The following is a 22,920-nucleotide window of genomic DNA, read 5'->3' as shown; positions in this document are numbered from 1 at the left end:
GTGCTAAATGGGGGCAGTGTTAAGTTGCGGGCCACAATTGTTAAGGGATAACCATCTATGCTGGAAATACGAAATGTAACGTACGCCTATGGCGAGCGAGTGATATTGCAAGAATTAAATTTGCAGCTAAAGGAAAAACGCATTGCCATCATAGGTAGCAACGGTTGTGGTAAAAGTACATTTGCACGTCTTCTTAATGGATTATTGGTGCCGAAAAATGGTGATGTTTTGGTGGATGGTTTGAACACCAGAACGGAGGGTAAAGCGATCCGGCGTAAGGTTGGTTTCGTATTTCAGAATCCTGACAATCAGATCGTGTTTCCTGTTGTTGAAGAAGATTTGGCCTTTGGAATGAAAAATCTTGGTTTTTCCAAGGACACGATTCGACAAAGAACTCAAGAGGCGCTTTCACGCTATGATTTACTTCAATTTAGGGAGCATCCAGCCCATCTTTTAAGTGGTGGTCAGAAACAACTCCTTGCGATTTCCGGTGTTCTGGTGATGGAGCCCGATTACATTATTTTCGATGAGCCTACAACCTTGCTGGATTTACGAAACAAGCGCCGTGTTGCCGCAGCAATCGATAACTTATCTCAAACTGTAATTGTAGTGTCTCATGACCTTGATTTTTTGGCGGGATTTGATCGTGTTCTGGTTTTTGATGATGGTCGTGTTGTTGTTGATGACATACCCTCTATTGCTATTCCTGAATACGTAAGGATGATGTTATGAGCCTGTCTGGATATAATCCTGGTTCATCATTTGTGCATCGAGTGAGTCCTGGGTTTAAAATTATTTCTTTGCTCATTCTGGGAACATTGCTTTTCGTTGTTCCGCGTATCGATCTTTCTGCTGCGGCATTGGCGGGCATCGTACTTTTATACTTGTTAGCCAAAATCTCATTAAAAACGGCTTGGATGCAATTACGGCCGGCGTTATGGATCTTCGTGCTTATTTTTATAGTCCAATTGTTTCTACACCACTGGACCGCAGGTGTACTTGTAATAGTTCGTCTTATCTCTCTTTTATTGTTGGCCTCGCTGGTCACTCTCACTACTCGTTCTTCTGATATGATCGACGCGTTGGAAAAGGGGCTTGGGTGGCTGTATTATTTTGGTATCAATCCTGGAAAGGTGAGCTTGGCTTTATCGCTTGCTTTGCGGTTTATCCCTGTTCTGGCGTCAATTACAGAAGAAGTACGGGAGGCGCAGAAAGCAAGAGGTCTTGATAAGAGTGTCATTGCAATTGCAGTTCCTGTTATTGTGCGGATGCTCAAAATGGCAGACGATATTTCTGCCGCGATTGAAGCGAGGTCTTATGATCCAGAATTTGACAAAAGTAAATCAAGCAGCAAGTAAAACAGAGGCTGTGGTTTTATTGAAAAGAGAGGGGGATTAAATGTCTACCAAAGATATTGTTTATATAGCACTATTTGCCTCTTTAACCGTAGCACTGGGTTTATTTCCGCCACTGACACTTCCCGTTGTGGGCGTTCCGATAACAGCGCAGTCAATGGGAGCAATGCTTGCTGGTGCCATTATTGGTGCGAAACGGGGTGGATTGGCATTGTTGCTCTTTTGTGTGTTTGTTTCCGTTGGATTACCGGTAATGTCTGGAGGGCGGGGAGGATTGAGTGTATTTCTCAGTCCAAGTGGTGGTTTTATTTTGGCATGGCCGATTGCCGCTTTTGTTATCGGTTATTTGTATGAGAAAAATCTTGCAAAACTGAATACCTTTAAAGAAGCTGTATTTCTTGTCTTTGGCGGAATTATGGTTGTTTATGTAATCGGTATCCCGTGGATTGCCGTATTTGCTAATATCAGCACTTGGCAAGCAGCCGTAGGTTCAATTGGGTTCATACCGGGAGATATTATCAAAATCGTACTGGTTATTTTGATTGCGAAAACGGTTCGTCGGGCTTACCCCACTCTTGAACCGCGTTCTTAAGCGTCATTGTGCCTATTGTGACGCTTCTCCTGAGATAATTGTTACAATAAATACAATGATGGTAGAGTAAGAAAAAGCAATCTTAATATTCAGGTCCCAAATGTTTCGCTGAGATGTATTACGACCATAAAATCAGCTTCTTCTCATTTAATACACCGATGAAGGAGCCTGTTGCAATGCGATTGCCACTTGCAGGCAGGACAATATGAGGGTTAGTTGTGTTGAAAATAACGACTGAACCAACTTGAGGTCGAAAAGTGAAAGATTCGCAATCAACTAATAGAGAACTGTCATACGGCTTGTATGTTTTATCAACCACAGTACTCTTGAATGGTTGATTATAGATCACGGTTTCTCCTCCCTGAGAGGGAGATAAAATATAGAGGTTCCAAGCAAGTTGAGTCGATATATCTCCGATGATTAAATTCCCTTTCGCAAAAGTGGGTGCGTAATCTACATGTAGATCTGAGCCACCGGAGATAATTCGGACGATACCGGCAAAATAGGGACCGAACCCCGGCTCTTCTGCGACTGAAATGCTGAAATTTGTATCGTGATTGGTGTATCGCATGAACCGATCAACTGGATCAAAAGCTTGATTGATAATTTGGATGCGATCTTGTTCAGCTACGCTAACTTGAGAAAAATATTGCTCTTTTGGTCGATCACGATAATGAGCGAGTGTATTTCCCAAATAAAACCCCGGCCTTCCGAATTCATAGGGTTTTGCCTTTATGCTCAGGATTGCAGACGAAAGTTGTTCTGTTTCTTCTGTCGTTGCAAAATCATCTATCATCGCAGCTGGAATCTTGTTGTCTATGATTGCCTGCAAGCTTTCTGATGATAATTTGACAAGCTCGTTTGATACCCACCGTGACGACATAATAGTCGACTCCTAGCCGATTTTCTTTATATTAGAAAAATTGATCTGTTGATGGTCAGTATTCATCATATAGCATTGGTTGTATAAAAATGCAACATTTGATCACATTTAGGAACGCAACAATGACAATATCTCTGAGAGGTCATCACCTTTTGTGTATTTTTACCTACGCTGGCAACGGATATTCCACTGGTTTTGTTGAAAATTACAATAGGATTATTCCTCGAATTCGGGACGAGGATATCTTGATTGTGGCAGGGCCGGATGACATATGTATTCCTTTGCTTGGAGAAGACAAACCTCATTGCTTTGGCGAGAGTGTCATTGTCCGGGATAGTCGAGCTTTGGACGCTGTTGGTTCTCTTATGGGCCGATCAATTGATATAGGTCATACGTTGAGGCTTGATGAGACCTATTTAAAACAGGCGCGATGGGCTTTCAATCGTGGGATCATAAGATCTGCTTGTATAGGCTGTGAATGGGAATCGCTTTGCACTCGAATTGCTGCGGATGATTATTCTTCAACGCTTCTTAAACGAAATAGTGGAAAGAGTGAATGACGATATAAAGCCGTTTGAAATTTAGCAAAGGCTGATATTGATATGAATGTATGATCACATACTTAAGACAAATAAGAATCTTTTATAGTATCGATCAAGATATCTATTAAGGTGTTGAAGTAAATCGCTCAATACTCCTTTGCCGATGGTGATTGCTTCGCTAATTTTGCTTGATAATCGTGTTTGACTATTTCCAGTGCGGCGAGTGCGATTTCAGGAGTGATTTCATTGCATTCCAGTAAATAGATCAGATCAACAGCAAGTTGAACTTCGGGTGGTGCATGTTCGACGGACATAAAACATTCCTCATCTGAATCGTTAGTCCATGTTCTCTTTGTATTCGATTGATTTTTCAATACGCATCAGAGATTGACGGCAACGTGCTAGTCTTCCGGCTAATGCCGCGATTTCTTTCTGTATTTTTTGTTGATGACTAAGTGTAGTTTGTTGATTCAATTTTAGCTCTCTATCATTGATCATTGCGAGCAGGCGGCGTTCATAATCCTGATGTTCAGCCAGTTTGTGATACAGGTCAGTAGCTTGTTGTTTATGCTCAAATCGGCTCTCTTTTTTTCTCAATGACTGGGTAGACAATTCACGCCTTAATGCTTCTATTTGGGCAACTAAGCGTTCAGTCAGAAATGCGACCTGTTCGGTTCGGTGATCTTGCACACACTCTTTGAGTTGTTCCATGTTGTGCCTGACTTCTTGTAGATAACCACGGAGTTTATCGCTGTGTCGGTTAAATAAAGCCTGATCAAACCGGGCAGTAGAGAATGGTGTGTCTGCTAATGGTGCTATCTCTTCCGCCAGTATATCGACCTGTTTTTCGAGTAAATTTAATAACGGCTGCGTATTCATTTATACCTTAAAATGGTTATGCCTTGCGAAGCGGAATTAATCTGGGACGACAAAAAGTAGGCTGGTGCGTGTTCATTAGTTGCTTTTTTCTATCAGTTTGAATAGATTTTAGCACCTTCGTGTTCTACTCATTGGCACCGATTATGACCGCAAATGCGCAGCAACTGCAATTTATTAAAGACAGTATTGAAACTATTCCTGATTATCCAAAACCGGGGGTTCTTTTTCGTGATATTACCACTTTACTGGATAACCCTCTTGCCTACCAGGCAACAATTGATCTTCTGGTAGAGCGATATCAGGGCAAAGGCATCACAAAAATAGTTGGCACTGAAGCTCGCGGTTTTCTGTTTGGAGCCCCGGTTGCATTACGCCTTGGTGTTGGTTTTATTCCTGTTCGTAAAGCGGGCAAACTACCTCGGGAAACATTGAGTGAAACGTACAATCTGGAGTATGGCACTGATACGTTGGAAATGCATAAGGATAGCGTAAGAGAAAACGATAAGGTGCTGGTTATTGATGATTTGCTGGCAACGGGTGGTACGGTTGAAGCCACTGTTCGTTTAATCCGTCGTTTAGGTGGTGAGGTTTCTGAAGCGGCTTTTATTATTGGTTTGCTTGGCTTAGGTGGTGTTGAGCGTCTGCAAAGACAAGGTGTAAGTAGTTTTACTCTACTTGAATTCCCAGATCATTAATCTGCTTATTTTCGTATTACTAACATATCGGCCTCGCTGTCTATAGTGAGGCTGTGTTAGCATGGTGCTCAACTGTATTCGATTTTCCCGGTATCAATGAGCTATCAGGTACTTGCCCGTAAGTGGCGCCCACAAATATTTTCTGATGTAATTGGTCAGGAATATATCCTGACCGCGTTAGCTAATGGTCTTGCCCATGGCCGGCTTCATCACGCCTATTTATTTTCTGGCACGAGAGGTGTCGGGAAAACAACGATCGCCCGTTTGTTTGCTAAGGGGCTAAATTGTGAAACAGGTATTACTGATAAGCCTTGTGGTAAATGTGTTAATTGCCTTGAAATTGAACAGGGGCGATTTGTCGATTTAATTGAAATTGATGCGGCTTCCCGTACTAAAGTTGAAGATACGCGTGAATTGCTAGATAACGTGCAATATGCTCCGGCTCGTGGGCGTTTTAAAGTCTACTTGATTGATGAAGTACATATGCTTTCTCGCCACAGTTTCAATGCATTATTGAAAACGTTGGAGGAGCCACCTGAGCATGTGAAATTTCTACTAGCAACGACTGATCCGCAAAAATTGCCAGTGACTATTCTTTCCCGTTGTTTGCAATTCCATCTCAAATCGCTGGATATAGGTCAAATAAGCGATCAGCTTGAGCGTATTCTTAAAGCTGAACATATAGAGAGCGATAACCGCGCTCGTCAACTATTGGCTCGTGCTGCTGATGGTAGCATGCGTGATGCTTTGAGTCTGACCGATCAGGCTATTGCTATCGGACAAGGCTTGGTGACAACTGAAATAGTCAGCTTGATGCTAGGAACGTTAGATGATGAACAGCCATTATCAATCATTGAAGCATTGATTCGAGCTGACGGTCAGCAGGTTATGGCATTGGTGGAACAAGTCGCTTCACGGGGGGCTGATTGGGAGGATTTGCTCGTAGAAATTCTTGCATTGCTGCATCGTATTGCAATGCTCCAATTGTTACCTTCTCAGCCAGAGAGCGATTCTTCATCAATTGAAGGCCGTTTGCGGATAGTGGCAAAAGCTGTTTCACCGGAAGATTTGCAACTTTATTATCAAACTTTGCTGATTGGTCGTAGGGACTTGCCGTATGCACCGGAGCGCAGGATGGGTGTTGAAATGGCTCTGTTCAGAGCTTTGGCATTTCATCCGAAAACAGTTATTGAAGAGGTTGCGGCACCGGTGGTACATCCTGCGGTTATACCATCAGTTACAGCACAGCCGAAACATAGTGCTCAGGGAGATGTGCCACCTGCTAATGATATTAATGAACCGGCACCATTGGATAGAGCTTCTCAGTCGGAACCCCAGATACCTCAGGCGCTTGCATCAAGCCCAACCGCGCAGTTGCTGAAAGCAAGGAATGTGTTATCCCGACAGCAAGAGCAAACGCCAACAAAAAAGCCTGAATCGGCTATGCCTGTTAAGATGAAGTCAGCAACTTCAGCATTGGAACGGCTTGCCGCAGTGTCAGGACAGCGACCTCAGTCATCAATAGATAAAAAACAGGAAAACAAACCTGAGAAAAAAGAAGCTTACCGTTGGCGTGCCAAGAATATTGAGGAGAAAACAGAAACTCATGTGGCCACACCAAAGGCTTTAAGAACAGCTTTGGAACATGAAAAAACACCAGAGCTGGCAGAGAAATTAACGGAAGAATCTAAACAGAGAGATGCATGGGCCGCAGAAGTTGGTAAACTTAAAATTCCTAAACTGGTGCAGCAATTGGCATTAAATGCATTCAAAGAGCAGATTAGCGCAAATAATATCCGTTTACACTTGCGTTCGAGCCAGCGCCACCTTAATTCTGCTTTCGCACAAAAGTCATTAGCGGGGGCTTTAAGTGAGTTGTACGGCGTAACGGTTGAATTCAGTATTATTGAAGATGATAATCCTGCGGAGAAAACTCCGCTGGAGTGGCGACAAGCCATTTATGAAGAGAAATTGGCACAAGCTCGCCAATCAATTATTGCGGATAAAACTATTCAAACATTGCGGCAGGTATTTGATGCTGAATTGGATGAAGAGAGTATCCGACCGGTTTAACCATGCTGCAATCTGTACCTTGTTGTACGATGTAGCCATAGCGAAGAGAGAAATCTATGTTTGGTAAAGGTGGTTTGGGCAATTTGATGAAACAGGCCCAGCAAATGCAGGACAAAATGCAGAAAATGCAAGAAGAGATCGCCAGTCTGGAAGTAACGGGGGAATCGGGAGCAGGTCTGGTTAAAGTGACTATCAATGGTGCTCATAATTGCCGTCGTGTTGAGATCGATCCAAGTCTGATGGAAGATGACAAAGAGATGTTGGAAGACCTGATTGCTGCCGCATTCAATGACGCAGCCCGTCGTATTGAAGAGACTCAGAAAGAGAAAATGGCAGGCATTTCCAGTGGTATGCAATTGCCACCAGGCTTTAAGATGCCATTCTGATGCAAACCAGTCCTCTCCTTGAATCCTTGATGGAAGCATTACGCTGTTTACCAGGGGTTGGCCCTAAGTCTGCACAGCGGATGGCTTTTCATCTGCTACAGCGTAATCGCAGTGGTGGAATGCGTTTGGCACAGGCATTGACCAGAGCAATGTCAGAAATTGGACACTGCAAATATTGCCGGACTTTTACCGAACAAGAACAGTGCACAATTTGTGCTAATCCACGCCGTCAACAAAATGGTCAAATCTGTGTGGTTGAAAGCCCTGCGGATATTCATGCTATTGAACAAACCGGGCAGTTTGCCGGGCGTTACTTTGTATTGATGGGGCATTTATCCCCATTAGATGGCATTGGTCCAATGGATATTGGTTTAGATCGTCTTGAGGATCGTCTCGCCACGGAAGAGATTTCCGAGGTGATTCTGGCGACTAATCCGACAGTGGAGGGAGAGGCCACTGCCAATTATATCGCAGAGATATGCGTTCAGTATGGTGTAACAGCAAGCCGTATTGCTCATGGTGTGCCGGTTGGTGGTGAACTTGAGATGGTAGATGGTACGACATTGTCCCATTCACTTGCTGGTCGGCAGAAGATTACTTATTGATTTTACGTTAATGTTTTACGGTTTTATTTAGGTTGGAAAGGAATGGTGTTGTAACCCTGTGTAAATCAAATCGTAAAGACTTTGAGGCGCTACATTTATGTGGCGCGTGTCGCTATAGCAAAAAATGTTGTAAACCCTAGCCAGTCGTGTTCGTCAAAGCATCCAAATGGAGGCTCCGAGGAGGCTTAGATATCGAGTACTGAATTGAACTCATTATTATCGTGCCACAGGAGCTATCAGTAGATCGGCGTCATCAACCAATAGGGCTGGTTTGTTGTCCATAACCGACATCCTGGACATGTATTATCTGAAGACGGCGGTTTATCTAACCGCCGTTAAGAAAATTATATTGTTGTTTTAATGTAATGATTTTCCGAATATTTTAGTTTGATTTTGCTAAAATTTGTAAGAAATCGTTGCTTTATACGTACGGCCTTTTTCTTCCTGTCCTTGAGTAGTATTCAGGTAGTAAGAATGCTCGTTGTAACGTTTATCAAAGATATTATCTACGCCCAACAGTATTTCGGTATTTTTAAATGTTCCTGTTTTTGGAGACCAAGCGATATATATATCACTTACACCATATCCAGATTTATGAACGTCTACAGCGCTATTACCACCTTTACCACCTTTGCCTTTGGAGTTTTTAGATAATACAAATCGGGAGTTCCAGCCGGCTTCAATATCAGTTTTGTCAAACAAATAACTGCCGCCAACTGTAATTGAATCACCAAGTGATGGTTCGAATTCAAGACCTTCTTTAAATAACTCGTTGCCTTTGACAATTTTGTCATTTACTTTTGCATAACTAGCTCTTAAACCTAGCCCCTTAATACGATAACCTGTAGATAACTCAAATCCTTCCAGCCTTGCTTTAGGGATGTTATGCAATTCTCTGTTGGCTAAAGTTGTTGACAGGTTTTTGAAATTGGTTTGGAAGACTTTCCCTGAGATAGTTAGCGTGTCGTTGTCAGTAAAAATGGCAGGGTAAGAACCAATCAATCCAGCTTCCAGGTTGTATCCCGTTGTTGCTTTTAAATTATTACTATGATTAGTTAATCCCAGACCAATTTCTTTACCTAATGGACCTCTAAATAATTCAGTGTAGTTGGTAAATAATGTTGTTGATTTTCCTAGCTCATATTTTAAACCGAGTGCTTTTGAGATATGTGAATAGCTTTTCTCAAAAGGTTGTTCCTTTTTATTAACAGTTTGATATTTATAGTGGTCCCATCTGATACCCGGTATTACATGGAAGTTGCCAAGCTGGACATCATCTTCTAAGTAGAAGGAAGATGCTTTTCCTTTTTCTATATCTTTTTTGTTTATGTTTTCTTCTACATCGGTATAAGCCATTCTGGTATCAAAATATTCATACCCATAGGTTAATGAATGGAATAGATTCTGTGTATCAAAGTTGGATGTGTTGCGAAGTTTAATGCCTTGCGTTTTTACAATAGTATCGAAGCCTTTCCCATCACCGCTTACTGGCTTCATATGGGTAAAGGTTTGTTCAGTATGATATGCGGAAATTTTTAGATCAATTAAATCGTTATCGGTTGGAGTGTAACCATAAGTGATATTATGGGTATCACGGTCTATTTCATACCTCCCTTTCTTTCCATTATTTATATCATGTCCAAAATTTAATCTAAAGTTGGTTTCTGCATCATTTTTATAATGTTCTTTTGATAAGCTAATATACTGTTCATCGGTAAGATTGAATTTTGTTTTTAATAGATAATTGAGTAATTTCCCATCTGTAGGAATTGAGTCTCTTCCTCGTCCATCTCTGCCGGATTCAGAATCGTGCATATTACGATGGTTAACATATCCTAATAAATCAACAGCACCTAGTTTCCCATAGGCGGCCAGTGATTTTTGGAATTCAGAACCATTACTTGAATAGCTCAGTTTACTTTTTGCTCCAAATAATTGACCGGGGGTTAATAAGTCATCCGTGTCTATAGTCTCAAATTTTAGTGCCCCGCCAATTGCACCTGTATCGTATGTGATACTGTTGCTACCGATGTTGATATCAACTTGTTTTAATAACTCAGGGTCTATTCCGTAATTGCCTGCGTGGTGGAAGTGATATCCCTCTTGTCTTGCACCGTCGATAGTAATGTTTATGAATTGGTCATCCATACCACGAATTTTAAAGCGCTGACCTAATCCGCTAGGATGTCCGGCTTGAACACCTGGAACATTTTTTAATATTTCACCGACACTTTGAGGCTGTCTGACTTTTATTTCATTGCTGCTAATTTTTCCATCATCTTGTGCATTGTTGTTAGCAATCACAACAAGAGTATCTCCTGTTTTCTCTTCTGCTTGTTTAATCGTCTTATCATTTGCATTAGAGATGGTATTTGCTGGAGCTGCGTGAGATAGCATAGATACAGACATCAAAGTTACATATAAGCTTGGTTTTGCTATGTGATTGTAAATATTGAATAATTTTTCCATTATTTTTTCTCTAAATGTATATGAGAATCAATATTATTTACGTTTCGCATGAAAATGTAAACAAATGAAAATATAACTACAGTAAAAAAAACAAAAGTGATTATTTTGTGTGCGTGCTAACGAAGGAGGAGATGATTTCAATTCTGATATTCTTTCCACTCTGAGAAACGAGGTTTTACGGCCCATCGGATAAAAAATATTGTTGATGAGTGGATTAACGATAACCGGCTGTCCAAAGGCGATAATTGAAAGTTACTGCGAGGCAACTTGAAAGATTACGGGTATAGTTATTGTTTAGAAAACACCAGACGGTCTGAGCGGTGGCAAAGGTGGTTTTTTGGGTACTGGCGATATCTTTCATCACCGGAGCAAGGGAAGCAGTTACTTCATTCTGCTATGATCAAGAATGACTTTACATTCTTTTGGATAATCAAACTTGAAATTCAACTTATTTATCCCCATCTGCATATTATCGTCTGATTTTGTCTGTCTGAACTGGATTTAGATTGAGGTAATAAATGAGTATGAAAGGTCAGGAAACCCGTGGATTTCAATCTGAAGTAAAACAACTTCTGCAATTAATGATCCATTCACTCTATTCCAATAAAGAGATTTTCCTTCGTGAGCTAATCTCAAACGCTTCCGATGCTGCTGACAAATTACGTTTCCGCGCATTATCTGTTCCAAAACTTTATGAAAATGATGGTGAACTACGCGTTCGTCTTTCTTTTGATAAAGAGAAGAGATGCATCACGATTAGTGATAATGGCATTGGTATGACTCGTGATGAAGTCATCGATAATCTTGGAACAATCGCTAAATCAGGAACAAAAGCTTTTCTGGAATCTATTGGTTCAGATCAGGCTAAAGACAGCCAGTTAATTGGTCAGTTTGGTGTTGGGTTTTACTCTGCATTTATTGTGTCTGATAAAGTCACTGTACGTACTCGTGCTGCCGGCGCTTCAATTGATCAGGGCGTATTTTGGGAATCTGCTGGTGAAGGTGATTACACGATTGCCGATATTGAAAAAGAAACCCGTGGTACAGAGATCACCCTTCATTTACGTGAAGGAGAAGATGAATTCCTGAATGACTGGCGTTTGCGTTCTGTTATCAGTAAATACTCTGACCATATTGCCTTGCCGGTTGAAATTGAAACCAAAAATAAGAGCGAAGAAGAAGGTGAAGAGGATACAGTAACTTGGGAGAAGATTAATAAAGCCCAAGCTTTGTGGACTCGTGGTAAATCTGAAATTACAGATGAAGAGTACAAAGAGTTCTATAAACATATTTCTCATGATTTTACTGATCCGCTGATCTGGAGCCATAACCGCGTAGAAGGTAAGCAGGAATATACTAGCATGCTCTATATTCCATCTCAGGCTCCGTGGGATATGTGGAACCGTGAGCATAAGCATGGGTTGAAATTGTATGTCCAGCGTGTGTTTATTATGGATGATGCGGAACAGTTTATGCCGAACTATTTACGCTTTGTCCGTGGCTTGATTGACTCCAACGACTTGCCGCTGAACGTTTCCCGTGAAATTTTACAAGATAACTCTATTACCCGTAATTTACGTAATGCATTGACCAAACGTGCATTACAGATGCTGGATAAACTGGCGAAAGATGATGCAGAAAAGTACCAGCAATTCTGGCAACAGTTTGGTCTGGTCATGAAAGAAGGTCCGGCAGAGGATAGCACCAACAAAGAAGCTATCGCTAAATTGCTACGTTTTGCTTCTACTCATAATGACAGCTCGGCACAAACCGTTTCTCTGGAAGAGTATGTTAGTAGGATGACGGAAGGTCAGGATAAGATTTACTACATCACCGCAGACAGTTATGCTGCGGCGAAAAACAGTCCTCATCTGGAGTTGTTCCGTAAGAAAGGTATTGAAGTTCTGTTACTGTCAGAGCGCATTGATGAATGGATGATGGGATACCTCACTGATTTTGATGGTAAAAAATTCCAATCAGTCAGTAAAGCTGATGAATCCCTGGATAAATTGGCAGATGAAAATAAAGCCGAACAGGAAGAAATTGAAAAGCAGCTAGAGCCGTTTGTTGAGCGTGTAAAAACATTGCTTGGTGATCGCGTAAAAGAGGTTAAATTGACTCACCGTCTGACTGATACTCCAGCAATTGTCACAACAAATGTGGATGAAATGAGCACGCAGATGGCGAAATTGTTTGCTGCGGCTGGTCAACAGGTGCCGGACGTTAAGTACAATTTTGAACTGAATCCTGATCATCAGTTGGTAAAACTGGCTGCTGATATCAGTGATGAAGTTCAATTTGCGGATTGGATTGAACTGTTGCTTGATCAGGCATTGTTTGCTGAGCGTGGCACGTTGGAAGACCCAAATCAGTTTATTCGCCGTATGAATCAGCTATTGTTGTCTGAGAAAGCTTGATTTAATCATTTTTTGGTGACGATTAGAAACCACGCCTCTGATAATGAGATGGGGCGTGGTTTATTTTTACAGAAAAATATCACGAAATCGTTTACCTGTTTCCTTGAGCGAACCCCATGCTAAATGGTATGGTGACTCGTTTTCTCAAAATATAAAAACTAACTAGCAAGGGGATTTACGCAATGCGTATCATTCTGCTGGGCGCTCCGGGCGCCGGTAAAGGGACTCAGGCGCAATTTATCGTGGAGAAATATGGGATCCCTCAAATTTCTACTGGCGATATGTTGCGTTCTGCGGTTAAGGCTGGCACAGAATTGGGTTTAAAAGCAAAAGCGCTGATGGATCATGGTAAGCTGGTTACTGATGAACTGGTTATTGCTTTGGTCAAAGAGCGCATCAAACAAGATGACTGCCGCAATGGTTTCTTGTTGGATGGGTTCCCCCGTACTATTCCCCAAGCTGATGCGATGAAAGAAGCGGGCATTAATGTTGATTATGTTCTGGAATTCGATGTTCCCGATGAACTGATTATTGAACGTATCATTGGGCGCCGTATACATGCGCCATCCGGCCGTGTTTATCACATCAAATTTAATCCACCGGTAGTGGAAAACAAGGATGATGTTACAGGTGAAGAGCTGACAGTTCGTAAAGACGATCACGAAGATATCGTGCGTAAACGTTTAGTTGAATACCATCAGCAGACAGCACCTTTAGTATCCTACTATCAAAAAGAAGCAGAAGCAGATTATACCAAATATTTTGGAATTGATGGTACTCGTAAGGTATCTGAGATTAGTGAAGAATTATCTAAAATTTTGGATTAATCAGCCTGAGTGATTCTTATAAGGCGACTAATAAGTCGCCTTATCCTATATTATTTATTTACTGTATCAGGTAAATTAATCGATTTTTCCTCATTGTTTTCGTAGATAAACATGATTTTCATCTGTATTTTATTATGTTAGGGTTTTCACTAGCGAAATAATGAAGGATCGACATAATGAACAACGGTAAATTTGGTGTTTTATTAGTTAATCTTGGCACTCCTGATAAACCGACAACTGCGGCTATAAGACGTTATTTAGCTGAGTTTCTTAGCGATAAAAGAGTCATAGATTTATCTCGATTTATCTGGAAGCCAATATTATATGGTTTTGTTTTGCCTTTCCGCTCTTCACGTGTAGCAAAGTTATACCAGAAAATTTGGACTGATGAAGGTTCTCCTCTGTTAGTATATGGCCGTCGGCAACAGAAATTACTGGCAGAAAGACTTGCTGGCATCCCTGTTGAACTGGGAATGAATTACGGTTCTCCATCTCTTGAACAAGCGATTGACAACTTACTTAAGCAGAATGTTGAGCAGCTGATTGTTTTACCACTTTATCCCCAATATTCTGGTTCCTCATCTGCGGCTGTATTTGATGGTGTCAGTCTGGTATTGCAAAAATACCGCACTATTCCTGGGATGCACTTTATTCGTAGTTATGCTGATCATCCGGCTTATATTTCTGCACTGAAAGAAACTATTGAGCAGAGTTTCGATAAGCATGGTCAACCAGACAGATTATTGCTTTCCTATCATGGCATTCCGCAGCGTTTTGTTGATACGGGTGATATTTATGCTGAGCAGTGTAAGTTAACAACACGATTGCTAAAGCAAGCAATTAATTATCCGACAGAGCAGGTAATGATGGCTTATCAATCACGTTTTGGCCGTGAGCAATGGCTGACACCATACGTAGATCAAACGATGAAAACGCTACCTAATCAGGGAATAAAACATATTCAGGTACTTTGCCCTGGTTTTTCGTCTGATTGTCTGGAAACGCTGGAAGAGATAAAACAGCTAAATAAAGAGATGTTTCTTAATGCTGGTGGGGAAAAATTTGAATATATTCCGGCGCTTAACGACAATGCTAGTCATATTTTACTACTTGAAGAGTTGGTCAACGGGTTTGTCAGAAATAGGGATGAATAGTGATAGGATTAATCTATCATTAGGGTTCATTGGCTTTTTAAGGTATATTGCTACACGGATGCTAGCCTAGTGGAACTGCCATACTTGTTTCAGAGTAAATGGGAATTAACCTATAGGCTCGCTCAGTGGGATGATGTTTTGTATATCAATTAGTAACAGCATATTTGGATTTGGATATAAATAATGAGTAATAAACCGATTAAAGGCACTAATTTCAGTGAAGAATATTTTAATTATTACAATTCAAAACAAGATGATGAAATTGATTTGTTTGAGTTATTCTCTGTTTTATTTCAATCAAAGTTATTGATTATTACTGTTACCATCCTTTTTGCTGTTATTGGCTTTGTAGCAGCATCTTTGATGCCACAAAAGTGGAGCAGTTCGGCTTCTATTGTTAAGCCTCAACTTGAAGAAATACAACCACTTAAAGATATCCTGACTAAGTTAGAGGTTTTAAATCTACAACCATCAGTAACTTCATCATCACTGTATAATAATTTTTTAAATAATTTTAATTCACGGGTTTTGCGTGAAGAATATCTGGTTAATACAGAATATTTTAAAAATCTGGTGGCTGAATCAGGTGATCATTCACCACTTGTAAAAAGAAAACTTATTGAAAAGATTGTGAATGATAATATTTCATCTTCTTCAAAAGCGGAAAAAGATGATGAAAATGGTGAAACTAAATTGACTTTCAGTGCTGGAACCGCAGAAGATGCATATAATCTGTTAAATGGCTATATTGACTATGTGTCGTCTGTTGTCCATGAACAGGTGAAGAGTGAATTAAGTGATATGGTAAAACAAAAGCTTAATTACTCTGAAGGTTTGTATAGCGTTGATTTAAACCGTGTGAATAATATACAGGAAGCTAATGTTGAGCGATTGAAACATGCATTATCTATCGCTAATTCGGCAGGAATTAAAAAGCCTATTTCCAGTGAAGGGGCAATGATCAAAGACGATCCAGATTATTCCATTGCTTTGGGGGCTGATGCATTACAGCGTAAGTTGCAGATTACAGAGGAGATAAAAGATCCCACTTTGATTGATGCTGACTTACGTAACCGTTTGTTCTATATAAAAGAGCTGAAAGCACTTAAAGTAGATAAAGTTAACTTCCAACCATTTAGATATATGCAGGCTCCTTATGAGCCGACAGCGAAAGATTCACCGAAGCGTCTACTTATCTTAATAGGCAGTGCTTTCCTTGGGCTGATCTTGGCTGTGGTGTCTGTTCTAATTCGTCATATGGTACGTAGTCGTCAGCAAGCGGCTTAAGTTTTCCTTGGCAGTAAATGTCGTAGTGACATTTGCTGCCTGTCCGTTTTTATTGTGCTAATATGCTGCACCTTTTGGCGTTATAGCATCAATCAAAAATGAAATTCCCTGGTAAACGTAAATCAAAACACTATTTTCCCGTCAGTCTGCGTGATCCTTTACTCCAGCCAATTAAAGAGATGATGGATGGTGAGAATAACCGAGCTTATATCGTTGGTATCGATCAGACATTAGTGGATATTGAGGCGAAAGTAGATGAAGATTTTATCCAGCGCTATAACCTCAGCCAGGGGCATTCATTAGTTATTGAAGATGATGTAGCTGAAACCCTGTATAAAGAACTTACTGATAATAATCTTATTAGCCACGAATTTGCTGGTGGCACTATTGGTAATACTTTACATAATTACTCAGTTCTTGCCGATGATCGTTCCGTCTTACTGGGCACTATGTGTAGTAATATTCAGATTGGCAGTTATGCTTACCGCTACTTATGTAACACGTCTAGCCGTACTGATCTGAACTATTTACAGGGAGTGAATGGGGCAATTGGTCGCTGTTTTACGTTAGTAACGGAAAATGGTGAGCGGACTTTTGCCATTAGTCCTGGGCAAATGAATCAACTTAAACCGGAAAGTATTCCTGAGAAGATTATTGCTGAAGCTTCTGCTTTGGTATTAACTGCTTACTTGATTCGTTGTAAACCGGGAGAACCAATGCCAGAAGCAACCATGAAAGCTATCGAATATGCGAAAAAGCATAGTGTACCTGTGGTTCTGACGCTAGGGACGAAATATGTTATTGCTGATGATCCACAATGGTGGCGTGATTTTCTGGTTGAGAATATTTCTGTTCTGGCAATGAATGAAGATGAAGCTTATGAGCTTACGGGTTTCAGTGATCCACTATTGGCTTCGGATGTGGCACTAGATTGGGTCGATTTAGTTTTGTGTACCGCAGGTCCGGCTGGATTATATATGGCAGGTTATACGGAAAAAGATTATATGCGTCAGACAACCCATCCATTGTTACCGGGTGCTATTGCTGAGTTTAACCGTTATGAGTTTAGCCGTGCTATGCGTAAATCTGATTGCCAAATTCCGATGAAAGTTTATTCCCATATTGAACCTTATATGGGGGGACCAGAAAAAATCATGAATACTAATGGGGCAGGTGATGGTGCTTTATCTGCTTTGCTGCATGATATAACGGCCAACAATCACCACAGAATGAATGTGCCTAATTCCAGTAAACATATGCGTACTTATCTAACATATTCATCGCTTGCTCAGGTATGTAAATATGCCAACAGAGTTAGCTATCAGGTATTGAGTCAGCATTCCCCACGATTAAGCCGTGGTTTACCCGAAAAAGAAGATAGTTTGGAAGAATCTTACTGGGAACGGTAATTTTAAAATTTCGGCACCGTATAAATTAATAAGGTGCCGAAATTTAGCTATAAAATCATTTATTAAGATTGTAAATGATAGTTAGAGTTTATTTTATTAATAGCAATGATTTTTCGTCTAATTTATAAAATGAAAAGTATTTTATTCTTATTTATATATCTGTTTAAATAAATTGAAATAATATTCAAAAATGTCCTAGAATAGAATATTTATATCACTCAGATAGCAATAATATGCAAATAAAAATTTCTATTTATTTTTTGTATTTAACTTATATTGTTGTTTTTTATATAAAAATTTCGCGTATCGGCACATTTCTAATATAGCTATACTCTATGGATTTCAAGATGCATCGCGACGGCAAGGGAACGAATCCCCGGGAGCATAGATAACGATGTGACTGGGGTGAGTGCAGCCAACAAAGAAGCAACTTGAAAGATAACGGGTATAGATACCGCTAAAATCACCCATCCGATTCATACTGATTTGATTATTTACCTAATTTTTCTATTTATTATAATAGGGATTAGCTAAAGGAAGAATTTGGACTAAAATCACAATTTTTAAAAATCTTGGAACTGATTTTTCAATTGTTGATTTTACTAATTATAATCAAGATGATTGGCTAGAGAATACTCCTTTATTAGTAATATACTGAAATGATATTCTTTATATATTGAAATGATATCGACTATATATAGAAATGATATTAGTTATATATGGATTGGGGCTGCTATATTCTAGAAATAGCCATTGGGTTGATACGGAGTTTCATATTTTTGTATAGTATTGATATGTGGATTAGTATTTTTTGATGCTAATTCCGATAGCGAAGTTTTAGCTATGATTGATAACTTAGAAGGATCATTTAGCGAAATAGTTTTTGTTTGCTGTAATTATTTCAATTTGTGGCCTATATTAGGACAGGTTTTATGTATCTTTTATTATTGAATTGGAGTTATTGAGATTATTAACATTTGAAGAAAAGATGAAGCTAATAGCTATTAAGTGAAAGTAATGGTATTTAATGACCGTAACTTATTATTGTTAATTTAAAGAGAGGAAGGAGCATGATGAAATTTTTTATTAAAAATTTCCTATTATATTTCAAATAATTAATTATTATGTATAACAGCCGCTGAGGATACTATGAATAGTTACTACGATTATATAAGAATTGCCAGTATGGTGAGTATGGTCTTAATTATGCCGGGACCAACAAATACTCTTTTAGTATCATCTGGATATTCACATGGTTTTATTAGTACACTCAGGCTGATATTAGCTGAGGCATTGGGTTATATAACAGCAATTAGTTTGTGGGGGTTATTTTTATCTACAGTCTCTCATGTTTTCGTATGGTCACTGGTCATCTTAAAGATGTGTGCTTCGACATACATTGCTTATCTGGCTTTTAAAGTTTGGCATTTCTCATTAGACAAGAACGTAGCAAAAATCCATTTTATCACGGTATTATTTGCCACATTGCTGAATCCTAAGGCTTTTGTGTTTGCTACATATATATTTCCTCTTACTGCATTTACTTTGTGGTCAGAATACATTCCATGCATGACGGTTTTTGTTTGTGCACTATTACCCATTTCCCTGATTTGGGTGGGGGTTGGGAAAATACTATATGTAGGAAAGTTGGGAAAAGGAATTTTAAAACCCGATTTGTTTTATCGTTTTGCTTCTTTAGTGTTATGTGTTTTCTCTGTTTCAATGTTTTACACGTCAATGAAAGGTGTTTTATATCTTTGACGTAATCGATTGTTTGATATTGCGCCCTCCCGACTGATTGGCTTTTTCATTAATAGTCTCATTAAGCTAATCGTGGTTGAAGGTAGCTTGGATTGTATAGAGTTTCCTTGTTGTAGTTGGGTAAATACCATGATCATGTTAAGTAACGCTAAAAATTCAATGTATGGTATTTACCCTTCCTATTAATAAAAAAATATTTACCTCAATAGGTTGCTGAATCTTGTCTTGAATGGGCTAAGGATTAATTGATAATCCGATTGATTTTTGTTGTACAGAATTGAGTAAAGCGATACTTCAACTGAACATTTTGTCCCCTCTGAGCCGTTCTTATCACTGATACTTAAGTGATAAGAACGGCTCATGATCCTTACTTGGTAGGGACTAGAGAATGATTCATCAGCAGTCGCTTTCCTCAAAGTGATGGTGAAAAAGGCGATGCTGGAGGGGGTTCAATCGAATAGCTTTGCTCACTGTTGGCGAATACAGTTGCCATTGTTTTAGCAATTTCATGCTCACCAATAATGACGTGGCTAGCTCCACGCTCTGTGATATAGGTAACTTCATCGTCATAGTCGGCTCGGACGATAATATTAATATCCGGGCGTGCTTCTCTTGCACAGGCGACAATCTCACCGGCTTCATAGCCATTAGGAATAGTCAGTAGGAGGGAGCAGGCGCAATCCAAGCGAGCCAGTGACATAATATCTTTGCTGGCAGCGTTACCCATGACTGCACTAATACCTTGTTCACCGAGTTCCTCAAATTTGGCTCGGGTGTTCTCAATAACAACCAGAGGGATCTCTTTTTCCTGCAAGCGTTGGCATAGCAAGCTGCCGACCCGCCCGTAGCCGACAACAATAGTGTGGCCGCAGATATCGACAGGAATCTGCGTCTCTTCTTCCAACGTTTCTTCCAGTAACTGCTCCTCAATGGTTTCTGTTTTTTCCAGATAGCGATCTAACAGACTAAATAGAACTGGGTTTAGCATGATAGAAACAATCGCGCCAGCCAGAACAAGGTTACGGGCATTTCCATCAAGCAGGCCAAGTGCAACCCCAAGACCGGCTAGAATAAAGGCAAATTCACCGATTTGTGCCAGACTGACTGAAATCGTCAATGCGGTCCGGCGTGAGTGGCCGAACATCTTAACGAGTAACATTGCAGCCGCGGACTTACCAATAATAATGATTGCCAACGTTGCCAGTATCGATAGTGGTTGTTGAATGAGGACCATTGGGTCGAACAGCATACCAACAGAAACGAAGAACAATACGGCGAAAGCATCTCTGAGTGGCAGCGTATCTTGGGCGGCACGGTGGCTTAGTTCTGATTCGTTTAATACCATACCGGCGAAGAACGCCCCTAGTGCGAATGAGGCATCAAACAGAGCAACGGCACCGTAAGCGATACCCAAGGCGATAACCAGTACGGCAAGGGTAAATAGCTCCCTGGAGCCGGTACTCGCGGTTTTTGCCAATACCCACGGGATTAGACGGCGGCCAACAACAATCATCAGCAAGATAAAAGCGATAACTTTGCCGACTGTCATGGCAAGTTCCATAATTAGCTGCCCGATATTGGCTTCCTTATTACCAAGAATACCGGCAGCTGCGGGCAGTAATACCAGAGTCAGTACCATCGCCAGATCTTCGACAATCAGCCAGCCGATAGCTATTTGACCTCGTTGGCTATCGATGAGTTGGCGCTCTTCTAGCGCTCGTAACAGAACAACGGTACTGGCGGTTGATAGACAGAGACCAAAGACGATGCCGCTAAATAATTCCCAACCCAGTATTGCTGATAGCCCTACTCCGAGTAGTGTCGCGACCAGTATTTGCGCAATAGCGCCGGGGATAGCAATGGATTTTACGGCTAGCAGATCTTTAAGTGAAAAATGCAGTCCAACACCAAACATCAATAAGATGACACCAATTTCTGCCAGTTCGGGGGCCAGTGATGCATCAGCGACAAAACCAGGAGTGAAAGGACCAGCGAGGACTCCCGCAGTAAGGTAACCAACCAGCGGTGAGATTTTCAGGCGTTGTGCCAGCATACCAAGCAGATAAGCGATAAAGAACCCGCCAACGAGAGTGGTGATAAGTGGTGTCGAGTGCTCCATTAAGACTCCTTCTTGCTGAGGCTAGTAAATAGCATAGTGAAGAGGTAGGTGTAACTGTATTTTATAGATAATTCGAGGTAAATTCGCTAAAAAAATGAATAAAACATCAAAAAATATGGATTGAAAGGATTAAATTACCCGTAACAGGTATTTGTGTTGCTCTATTTGAATATTTATGAGGTAAATAAGCACTATTCCCACATAAAAAGTAAATTTTATGTGGGGTTGTATGGTGCTTTTCCTAGTTCTTATCTTCTATATTAGGTAATAAAGCGGTAAATATGCCAAGTAACGGCAGAAAAGCACAAATCTGATAAACCAGTTCAATACTTGTTCTGTCCGCAATATCACCAAGTACCGCTGCGCCAATACCTCCCATACCAAAAGCCAGCCCGAAAAACAGGCCGGATACCATCCCGGTTTTACCTGGAATAAGTTCCTGAGCGTATACCAGGATCGCAGAGAATGCAGATGCCAGAACCACACCAATAATCACTGATAGAATACTTGTCCAGTACAGAGAAGCGTAAGGCAGAGCTAATGTAAAAGGTGCAACTCCAAGGATAGATATCCAGATAACATACTTTCTGCCGATCCTGTCACCAAGCGGTCCACCAATAATGGTTCCTGCTGCAACTGCGAATAAAAAAATAAACAGATGAAACTGGGCGCTTTGTACGGAAATGCCAAATTTGTGTATTAAGTAAAAAGTATAATAGCTACTGATACTGGTGAGATAAAAATATTTGGAAAATATTAAGATGAGCAAAATAACCAAGGAACCTATCACGGTTTTTCTTGATAAAACTTTAATGGCTGGGCCAGTTTTGGCTTGATTTTTCTTGATATAATTCTGAACGTTATACCATTTACTGATCTGTAACAGCACAATGATACCCAGTAATGCGGCTAGAGAGAACCAGCCAACGTTGCCTCTGCCATAGGGAGCAATAAACAGAGCGGCTAGCAAAGGCCCAAGGGAGCTGCCAAAATTACCGCCGACTTGAAAAAGAGATTGAGCTAATCCGTGGCGACCACCGGATGCCATACGCGCTACGCGCGACGATTCCGGGTGGAATACTGAAGAACCTGTTCCGATTAATGCCGATGCTAATAGAATTAACGGGAAATTGTTGGCGTAGGCCAGCAGTAATAGACCGGATAAGGTGAAACTCATTCCAACAGGTAATGAATAAGGCTGTGGATGTTTATCAGTATAGAGACCTACCAGTGGTTGTAATAAAGAGGCGGTAATCTGATAGGTCAGGGTAATCATACCGATTTGCACAAAACTTAGGTTAAATTCTAATTGTAGTAAAGGATAAATCGCCAGAATCAGCGATTGGATCATATCGTTCAATAAGTGTGAAACACTGATTGCCCCAAGAATAGTAAAAACGGTATTCCTGGTTTTTTTGGGGTGAGATGGAACTATGGTGGTATTACTTTGTTCGCTCATATTTGCTG

The 22,920-nt window shown here is 40.5% G+C and carries 20 protein-coding genes; 14 read left to right on the top strand and 6 right to left on the bottom strand.

Features of this window, described 5'->3' with window-relative positions:
• Positions 1-57: 57 nt before the first annotated feature.
• From PluTT01m_RS19800 to PluTT01m_RS19790, 3 genes are read left to right on the top strand one after another with little or no spacing between them, the layout of a single operon-like run.
• A complete protein-coding gene (locus tag PluTT01m_RS19800) occupies positions 58-732 on the top strand; it encodes an energy-coupling factor ABC transporter ATP-binding protein (protein WP_011147988.1) in 675 nt (224 codons plus the stop codon).
• Positions 729-1,358: an energy-coupling factor transporter transmembrane component T family protein gene (locus tag PluTT01m_RS19795; protein WP_011147987.1), complete on the top strand. Its 630-nt coding sequence runs from the start codon at positions 729-731 to the stop codon at positions 1,356-1,358. Before PluTT01m_RS19800 ends, PluTT01m_RS19795 begins: the two co-directional genes overlap by 4 nt.
• Positions 1,359-1,398: 40 nt before the next feature.
• Positions 1,399-1,947 (top strand): biotin transporter BioY, encoded by a 549-nt coding sequence (locus PluTT01m_RS19790; RefSeq protein ID WP_011147986.1) that lies wholly within the window; start codon positions 1,399-1,401, stop codon positions 1,945-1,947.
• Positions 1,948-2,065: 118 nt separating this feature from the next.
• Here PluTT01m_RS19790 and PluTT01m_RS19785 read toward each other — a convergent pair whose 3' ends face one another.
• Positions 2,066-2,830, bottom strand: coding sequence for a 2OG-Fe(II)-dependent halogenase WelO5 family protein (locus tag PluTT01m_RS19785; protein ID WP_011147985.1), 765 nt, complete (start codon positions 2,828-2,830; stop codon positions 2,066-2,068).
• A gap of 122 nt (positions 2,831-2,952) precedes the next feature.
• Here PluTT01m_RS19785 and PluTT01m_RS19780 point away from each other — a divergent pair, with 122 nt between their 5' ends.
• Positions 2,953-3,390, top strand: a complete 438-nt coding sequence (locus PluTT01m_RS19780) for a DUF1284 domain-containing protein (RefSeq protein ID WP_011147984.1) — start codon at positions 2,953-2,955, stop codon at positions 3,388-3,390.
• Positions 3,391-3,518: 128 nt separating this feature from the next.
• Here PluTT01m_RS19780 and rsmS read toward each other — a convergent pair whose 3' ends face one another.
• Both rsmS and priC read right to left on the bottom strand, forming a co-directional pair.
• Positions 3,519-3,686, bottom strand: a complete 168-nt coding sequence (gene rsmS / locus PluTT01m_RS19775) for a pleiotropic regulatory protein RsmS (RefSeq protein WP_011147983.1) — start codon at positions 3,684-3,686, stop codon at positions 3,519-3,521.
• Between the two features lie 22 nt (positions 3,687-3,708).
• Positions 3,709-4,251, bottom strand: coding sequence for a primosomal replication protein PriC (priC, locus tag PluTT01m_RS19770; RefSeq protein WP_011147982.1), 543 nt, complete (start codon positions 4,249-4,251; stop codon positions 3,709-3,711).
• Between the two features lie 143 nt (positions 4,252-4,394).
• On the opposite strand from priC, the gene apt reads away from it, so the two are divergent.
• The 4 genes from apt (at position 4,395) to recR (ending at position 8,010) form a co-directional block, all read left to right on the top strand.
• Positions 4,395-4,946, top strand: a complete 552-nt coding sequence (gene apt / locus PluTT01m_RS19765; protein WP_011147981.1) for an adenine phosphoribosyltransferase — start codon at positions 4,395-4,397, stop codon at positions 4,944-4,946.
• A 96-nt stretch (positions 4,947-5,042) separates the two neighbouring features.
• Positions 5,043-7,019: a DNA polymerase III subunit gamma/tau gene (dnaX, locus tag PluTT01m_RS19760; protein ID WP_011147980.1), complete on the top strand. Its 1,977-nt coding sequence runs from the start codon at positions 5,043-5,045 to the stop codon at positions 7,017-7,019.
• Positions 7,020-7,075: 56 nt separating this feature from the next.
• Positions 7,076-7,405 carry a YbaB/EbfC family nucleoid-associated protein gene (locus tag PluTT01m_RS19755; protein ID WP_011147979.1) on the top strand — a complete coding sequence of 110 codons (330 nt, stop codon included), beginning with the start codon at positions 7,076-7,078 and terminating at the stop codon, positions 7,403-7,405.
• Positions 7,405-8,010, top strand: a complete 606-nt coding sequence (recR, locus tag PluTT01m_RS19750; RefSeq protein WP_011147978.1) for a recombination mediator RecR — start codon at positions 7,405-7,407, stop codon at positions 8,008-8,010. Before PluTT01m_RS19755 ends, recR begins: the two co-directional genes overlap by 1 nt.
• A 396-nt stretch (positions 8,011-8,406) precedes the next feature.
• On the opposite strand, the gene PluTT01m_RS19745 is transcribed toward recR, so the two are convergent.
• Entirely contained in the window at positions 8,407-10,479 is a 2,073-nt protein-coding gene (locus PluTT01m_RS19745) for a TonB-dependent receptor domain-containing protein (RefSeq protein ID WP_011147977.1), read from the bottom strand.
• Positions 10,480-11,003: 524 nt separating this feature from the next.
• Between PluTT01m_RS19745 and htpG the strand changes: the two genes are divergently transcribed.
• From htpG to PluTT01m_RS19715, 6 genes are all read left to right on the top strand, one after another.
• The gene (htpG, locus tag PluTT01m_RS19740) at positions 11,004-12,896 is read left to right on the top strand and encodes a molecular chaperone HtpG (protein ID WP_011147976.1); all 1,893 of its coding nucleotides are present in this window, start codon (positions 11,004-11,006) and stop codon (positions 12,894-12,896) included.
• A gap of 182 nt (positions 12,897-13,078) precedes the next feature.
• Entirely contained in the window at positions 13,079-13,723 is a 645-nt protein-coding gene (adk, locus tag PluTT01m_RS19735; RefSeq protein ID WP_011147975.1) for an adenylate kinase, read from the top strand.
• A gap of 176 nt (positions 13,724-13,899) precedes the next feature.
• Positions 13,900-14,877 carry a ferrochelatase gene (hemH, locus tag PluTT01m_RS19730; RefSeq protein ID WP_011147974.1) on the top strand — a complete coding sequence of 326 codons (978 nt, stop codon included), beginning with the start codon at positions 13,900-13,902 and terminating at the stop codon, positions 14,875-14,877.
• Positions 14,878-15,060: 183 nt separating this feature from the next.
• A complete protein-coding gene (wzz(fepE), locus tag PluTT01m_RS19725) occupies positions 15,061-16,164 on the top strand; it encodes an LPS O-antigen length regulator Wzz(fepE) (protein ID WP_011147973.1) in 1,104 nt (367 codons plus the stop codon).
• Positions 16,165-16,262: 98 nt separating this feature from the next.
• Positions 16,263-17,573: an inosine/guanosine kinase gene (locus PluTT01m_RS19720; protein ID WP_011147972.1), complete on the top strand. Its 1,311-nt coding sequence runs from the start codon at positions 16,263-16,265 to the stop codon at positions 17,571-17,573.
• A gap of 1,149 nt (positions 17,574-18,722) precedes the next feature.
• On the top strand, positions 18,723-19,334 hold the full coding sequence (locus PluTT01m_RS19715; protein ID WP_011147971.1) for a LysE family translocator: 612 nt from the start codon (positions 18,723-18,725) through the stop codon (positions 19,332-19,334).
• A gap of 412 nt (positions 19,335-19,746) precedes the next feature.
• Here the strand turns inward: PluTT01m_RS19715 and ybaL are convergent, their stop codons facing one another.
• Positions 19,747-21,453 (bottom strand): YbaL family putative K(+) efflux transporter, encoded by a 1,707-nt coding sequence (ybaL, locus tag PluTT01m_RS19710; RefSeq protein ID WP_011147969.1) that lies wholly within the window; start codon positions 21,451-21,453, stop codon positions 19,747-19,749.
• A 241-nt stretch (positions 21,454-21,694) separates the two neighbouring features.
• Positions 21,695-22,912 (bottom strand): MFS transporter, encoded by a 1,218-nt coding sequence (locus tag PluTT01m_RS19705; RefSeq protein ID WP_011147968.1) that lies wholly within the window; start codon positions 22,910-22,912, stop codon positions 21,695-21,697.
• Positions 22,913-22,920 lie beyond the last annotated feature (8 nt).

The organism is Photorhabdus laumondii subsp. laumondii, from assembly GCF_003343245.1.
In the GTDB taxonomy this organism is placed as follows: Bacteria; Pseudomonadota; Gammaproteobacteria; order Enterobacterales; family Enterobacteriaceae; genus Photorhabdus; species Photorhabdus laumondii.
The sequence above is the reverse complement of the archived record's forward strand: the minus strand, read 5'-3'. Positions and strand labels throughout refer to the sequence as shown.

What these genes read in the sequence shown, in the direction of transcription:
- PluTT01m_RS19800 (WP_011147988.1), top strand. Translation starts at nt 58, where the DNA reads ATGCTGGAAATACGAAATGTAACGTACGCCTATGGCGAGCGAGTGATA.
- PluTT01m_RS19795 (WP_011147987.1), top strand. Translation starts at nt 729, where the DNA reads ATGAGCCTGTCTGGATATAATCCTGGTTCATCATTTGTGCATCGAGTG.
- PluTT01m_RS19790 (WP_011147986.1), top strand. Translation starts at nt 1,399, where the DNA reads ATGTCTACCAAAGATATTGTTTATATAGCACTATTTGCCTCTTTAACC.
- PluTT01m_RS19785 (WP_011147985.1), bottom strand. Translation starts at nt 2,830, where the DNA reads ATGTCGTCACGGTGGGTATCAAACGAGCTTGTCAAATTATCATCAGAA.
- PluTT01m_RS19780 (WP_011147984.1), top strand. Translation starts at nt 2,953, where the DNA reads ATGACAATATCTCTGAGAGGTCATCACCTTTTGTGTATTTTTACCTAC.
- rsmS (WP_011147983.1), bottom strand. Translation starts at nt 3,686, where the DNA reads ATGTCCGTCGAACATGCACCACCCGAAGTTCAACTTGCTGTTGATCTG.
- priC (WP_011147982.1), bottom strand. Translation starts at nt 4,251, where the DNA reads ATGAATACGCAGCCGTTATTAAATTTACTCGAAAAACAGGTCGATATA.
- apt (WP_011147981.1), top strand. Translation starts at nt 4,395, where the DNA reads ATGACCGCAAATGCGCAGCAACTGCAATTTATTAAAGACAGTATTGAA.
- dnaX (WP_011147980.1), top strand. Translation starts at nt 5,043, where the DNA reads ATGAGCTATCAGGTACTTGCCCGTAAGTGGCGCCCACAAATATTTTCT.
- PluTT01m_RS19755 (WP_011147979.1), top strand. Translation starts at nt 7,076, where the DNA reads ATGTTTGGTAAAGGTGGTTTGGGCAATTTGATGAAACAGGCCCAGCAA.
- recR (WP_011147978.1), top strand. Translation starts at nt 7,405, where the DNA reads ATGCAAACCAGTCCTCTCCTTGAATCCTTGATGGAAGCATTACGCTGT.
- PluTT01m_RS19745 (WP_011147977.1), bottom strand. Translation starts at nt 10,479, where the DNA reads ATGGAAAAATTATTCAATATTTACAATCACATAGCAAAACCAAGCTTA.
- htpG (WP_011147976.1), top strand. Translation starts at nt 11,004, where the DNA reads ATGAAAGGTCAGGAAACCCGTGGATTTCAATCTGAAGTAAAACAACTT.
- adk (WP_011147975.1), top strand. Translation starts at nt 13,079, where the DNA reads ATGCGTATCATTCTGCTGGGCGCTCCGGGCGCCGGTAAAGGGACTCAG.
- hemH (WP_011147974.1), top strand. Translation starts at nt 13,900, where the DNA reads ATGAACAACGGTAAATTTGGTGTTTTATTAGTTAATCTTGGCACTCCT.
- PluTT01m_RS19720 (WP_011147972.1), top strand. Translation starts at nt 16,263, where the DNA reads ATGAAATTCCCTGGTAAACGTAAATCAAAACACTATTTTCCCGTCAGT.
- PluTT01m_RS19715 (WP_011147971.1), top strand. Translation starts at nt 18,723, where the DNA reads ATGAATAGTTACTACGATTATATAAGAATTGCCAGTATGGTGAGTATG.
- ybaL (WP_011147969.1), bottom strand. Translation starts at nt 21,453, where the DNA reads ATGGAGCACTCGACACCACTTATCACCACTCTCGTTGGCGGGTTCTTT.
- PluTT01m_RS19705 (WP_011147968.1), bottom strand. Translation starts at nt 22,912, where the DNA reads ATGAGCGAACAAAGTAATACCACCATAGTTCCATCTCACCCCAAAAAA.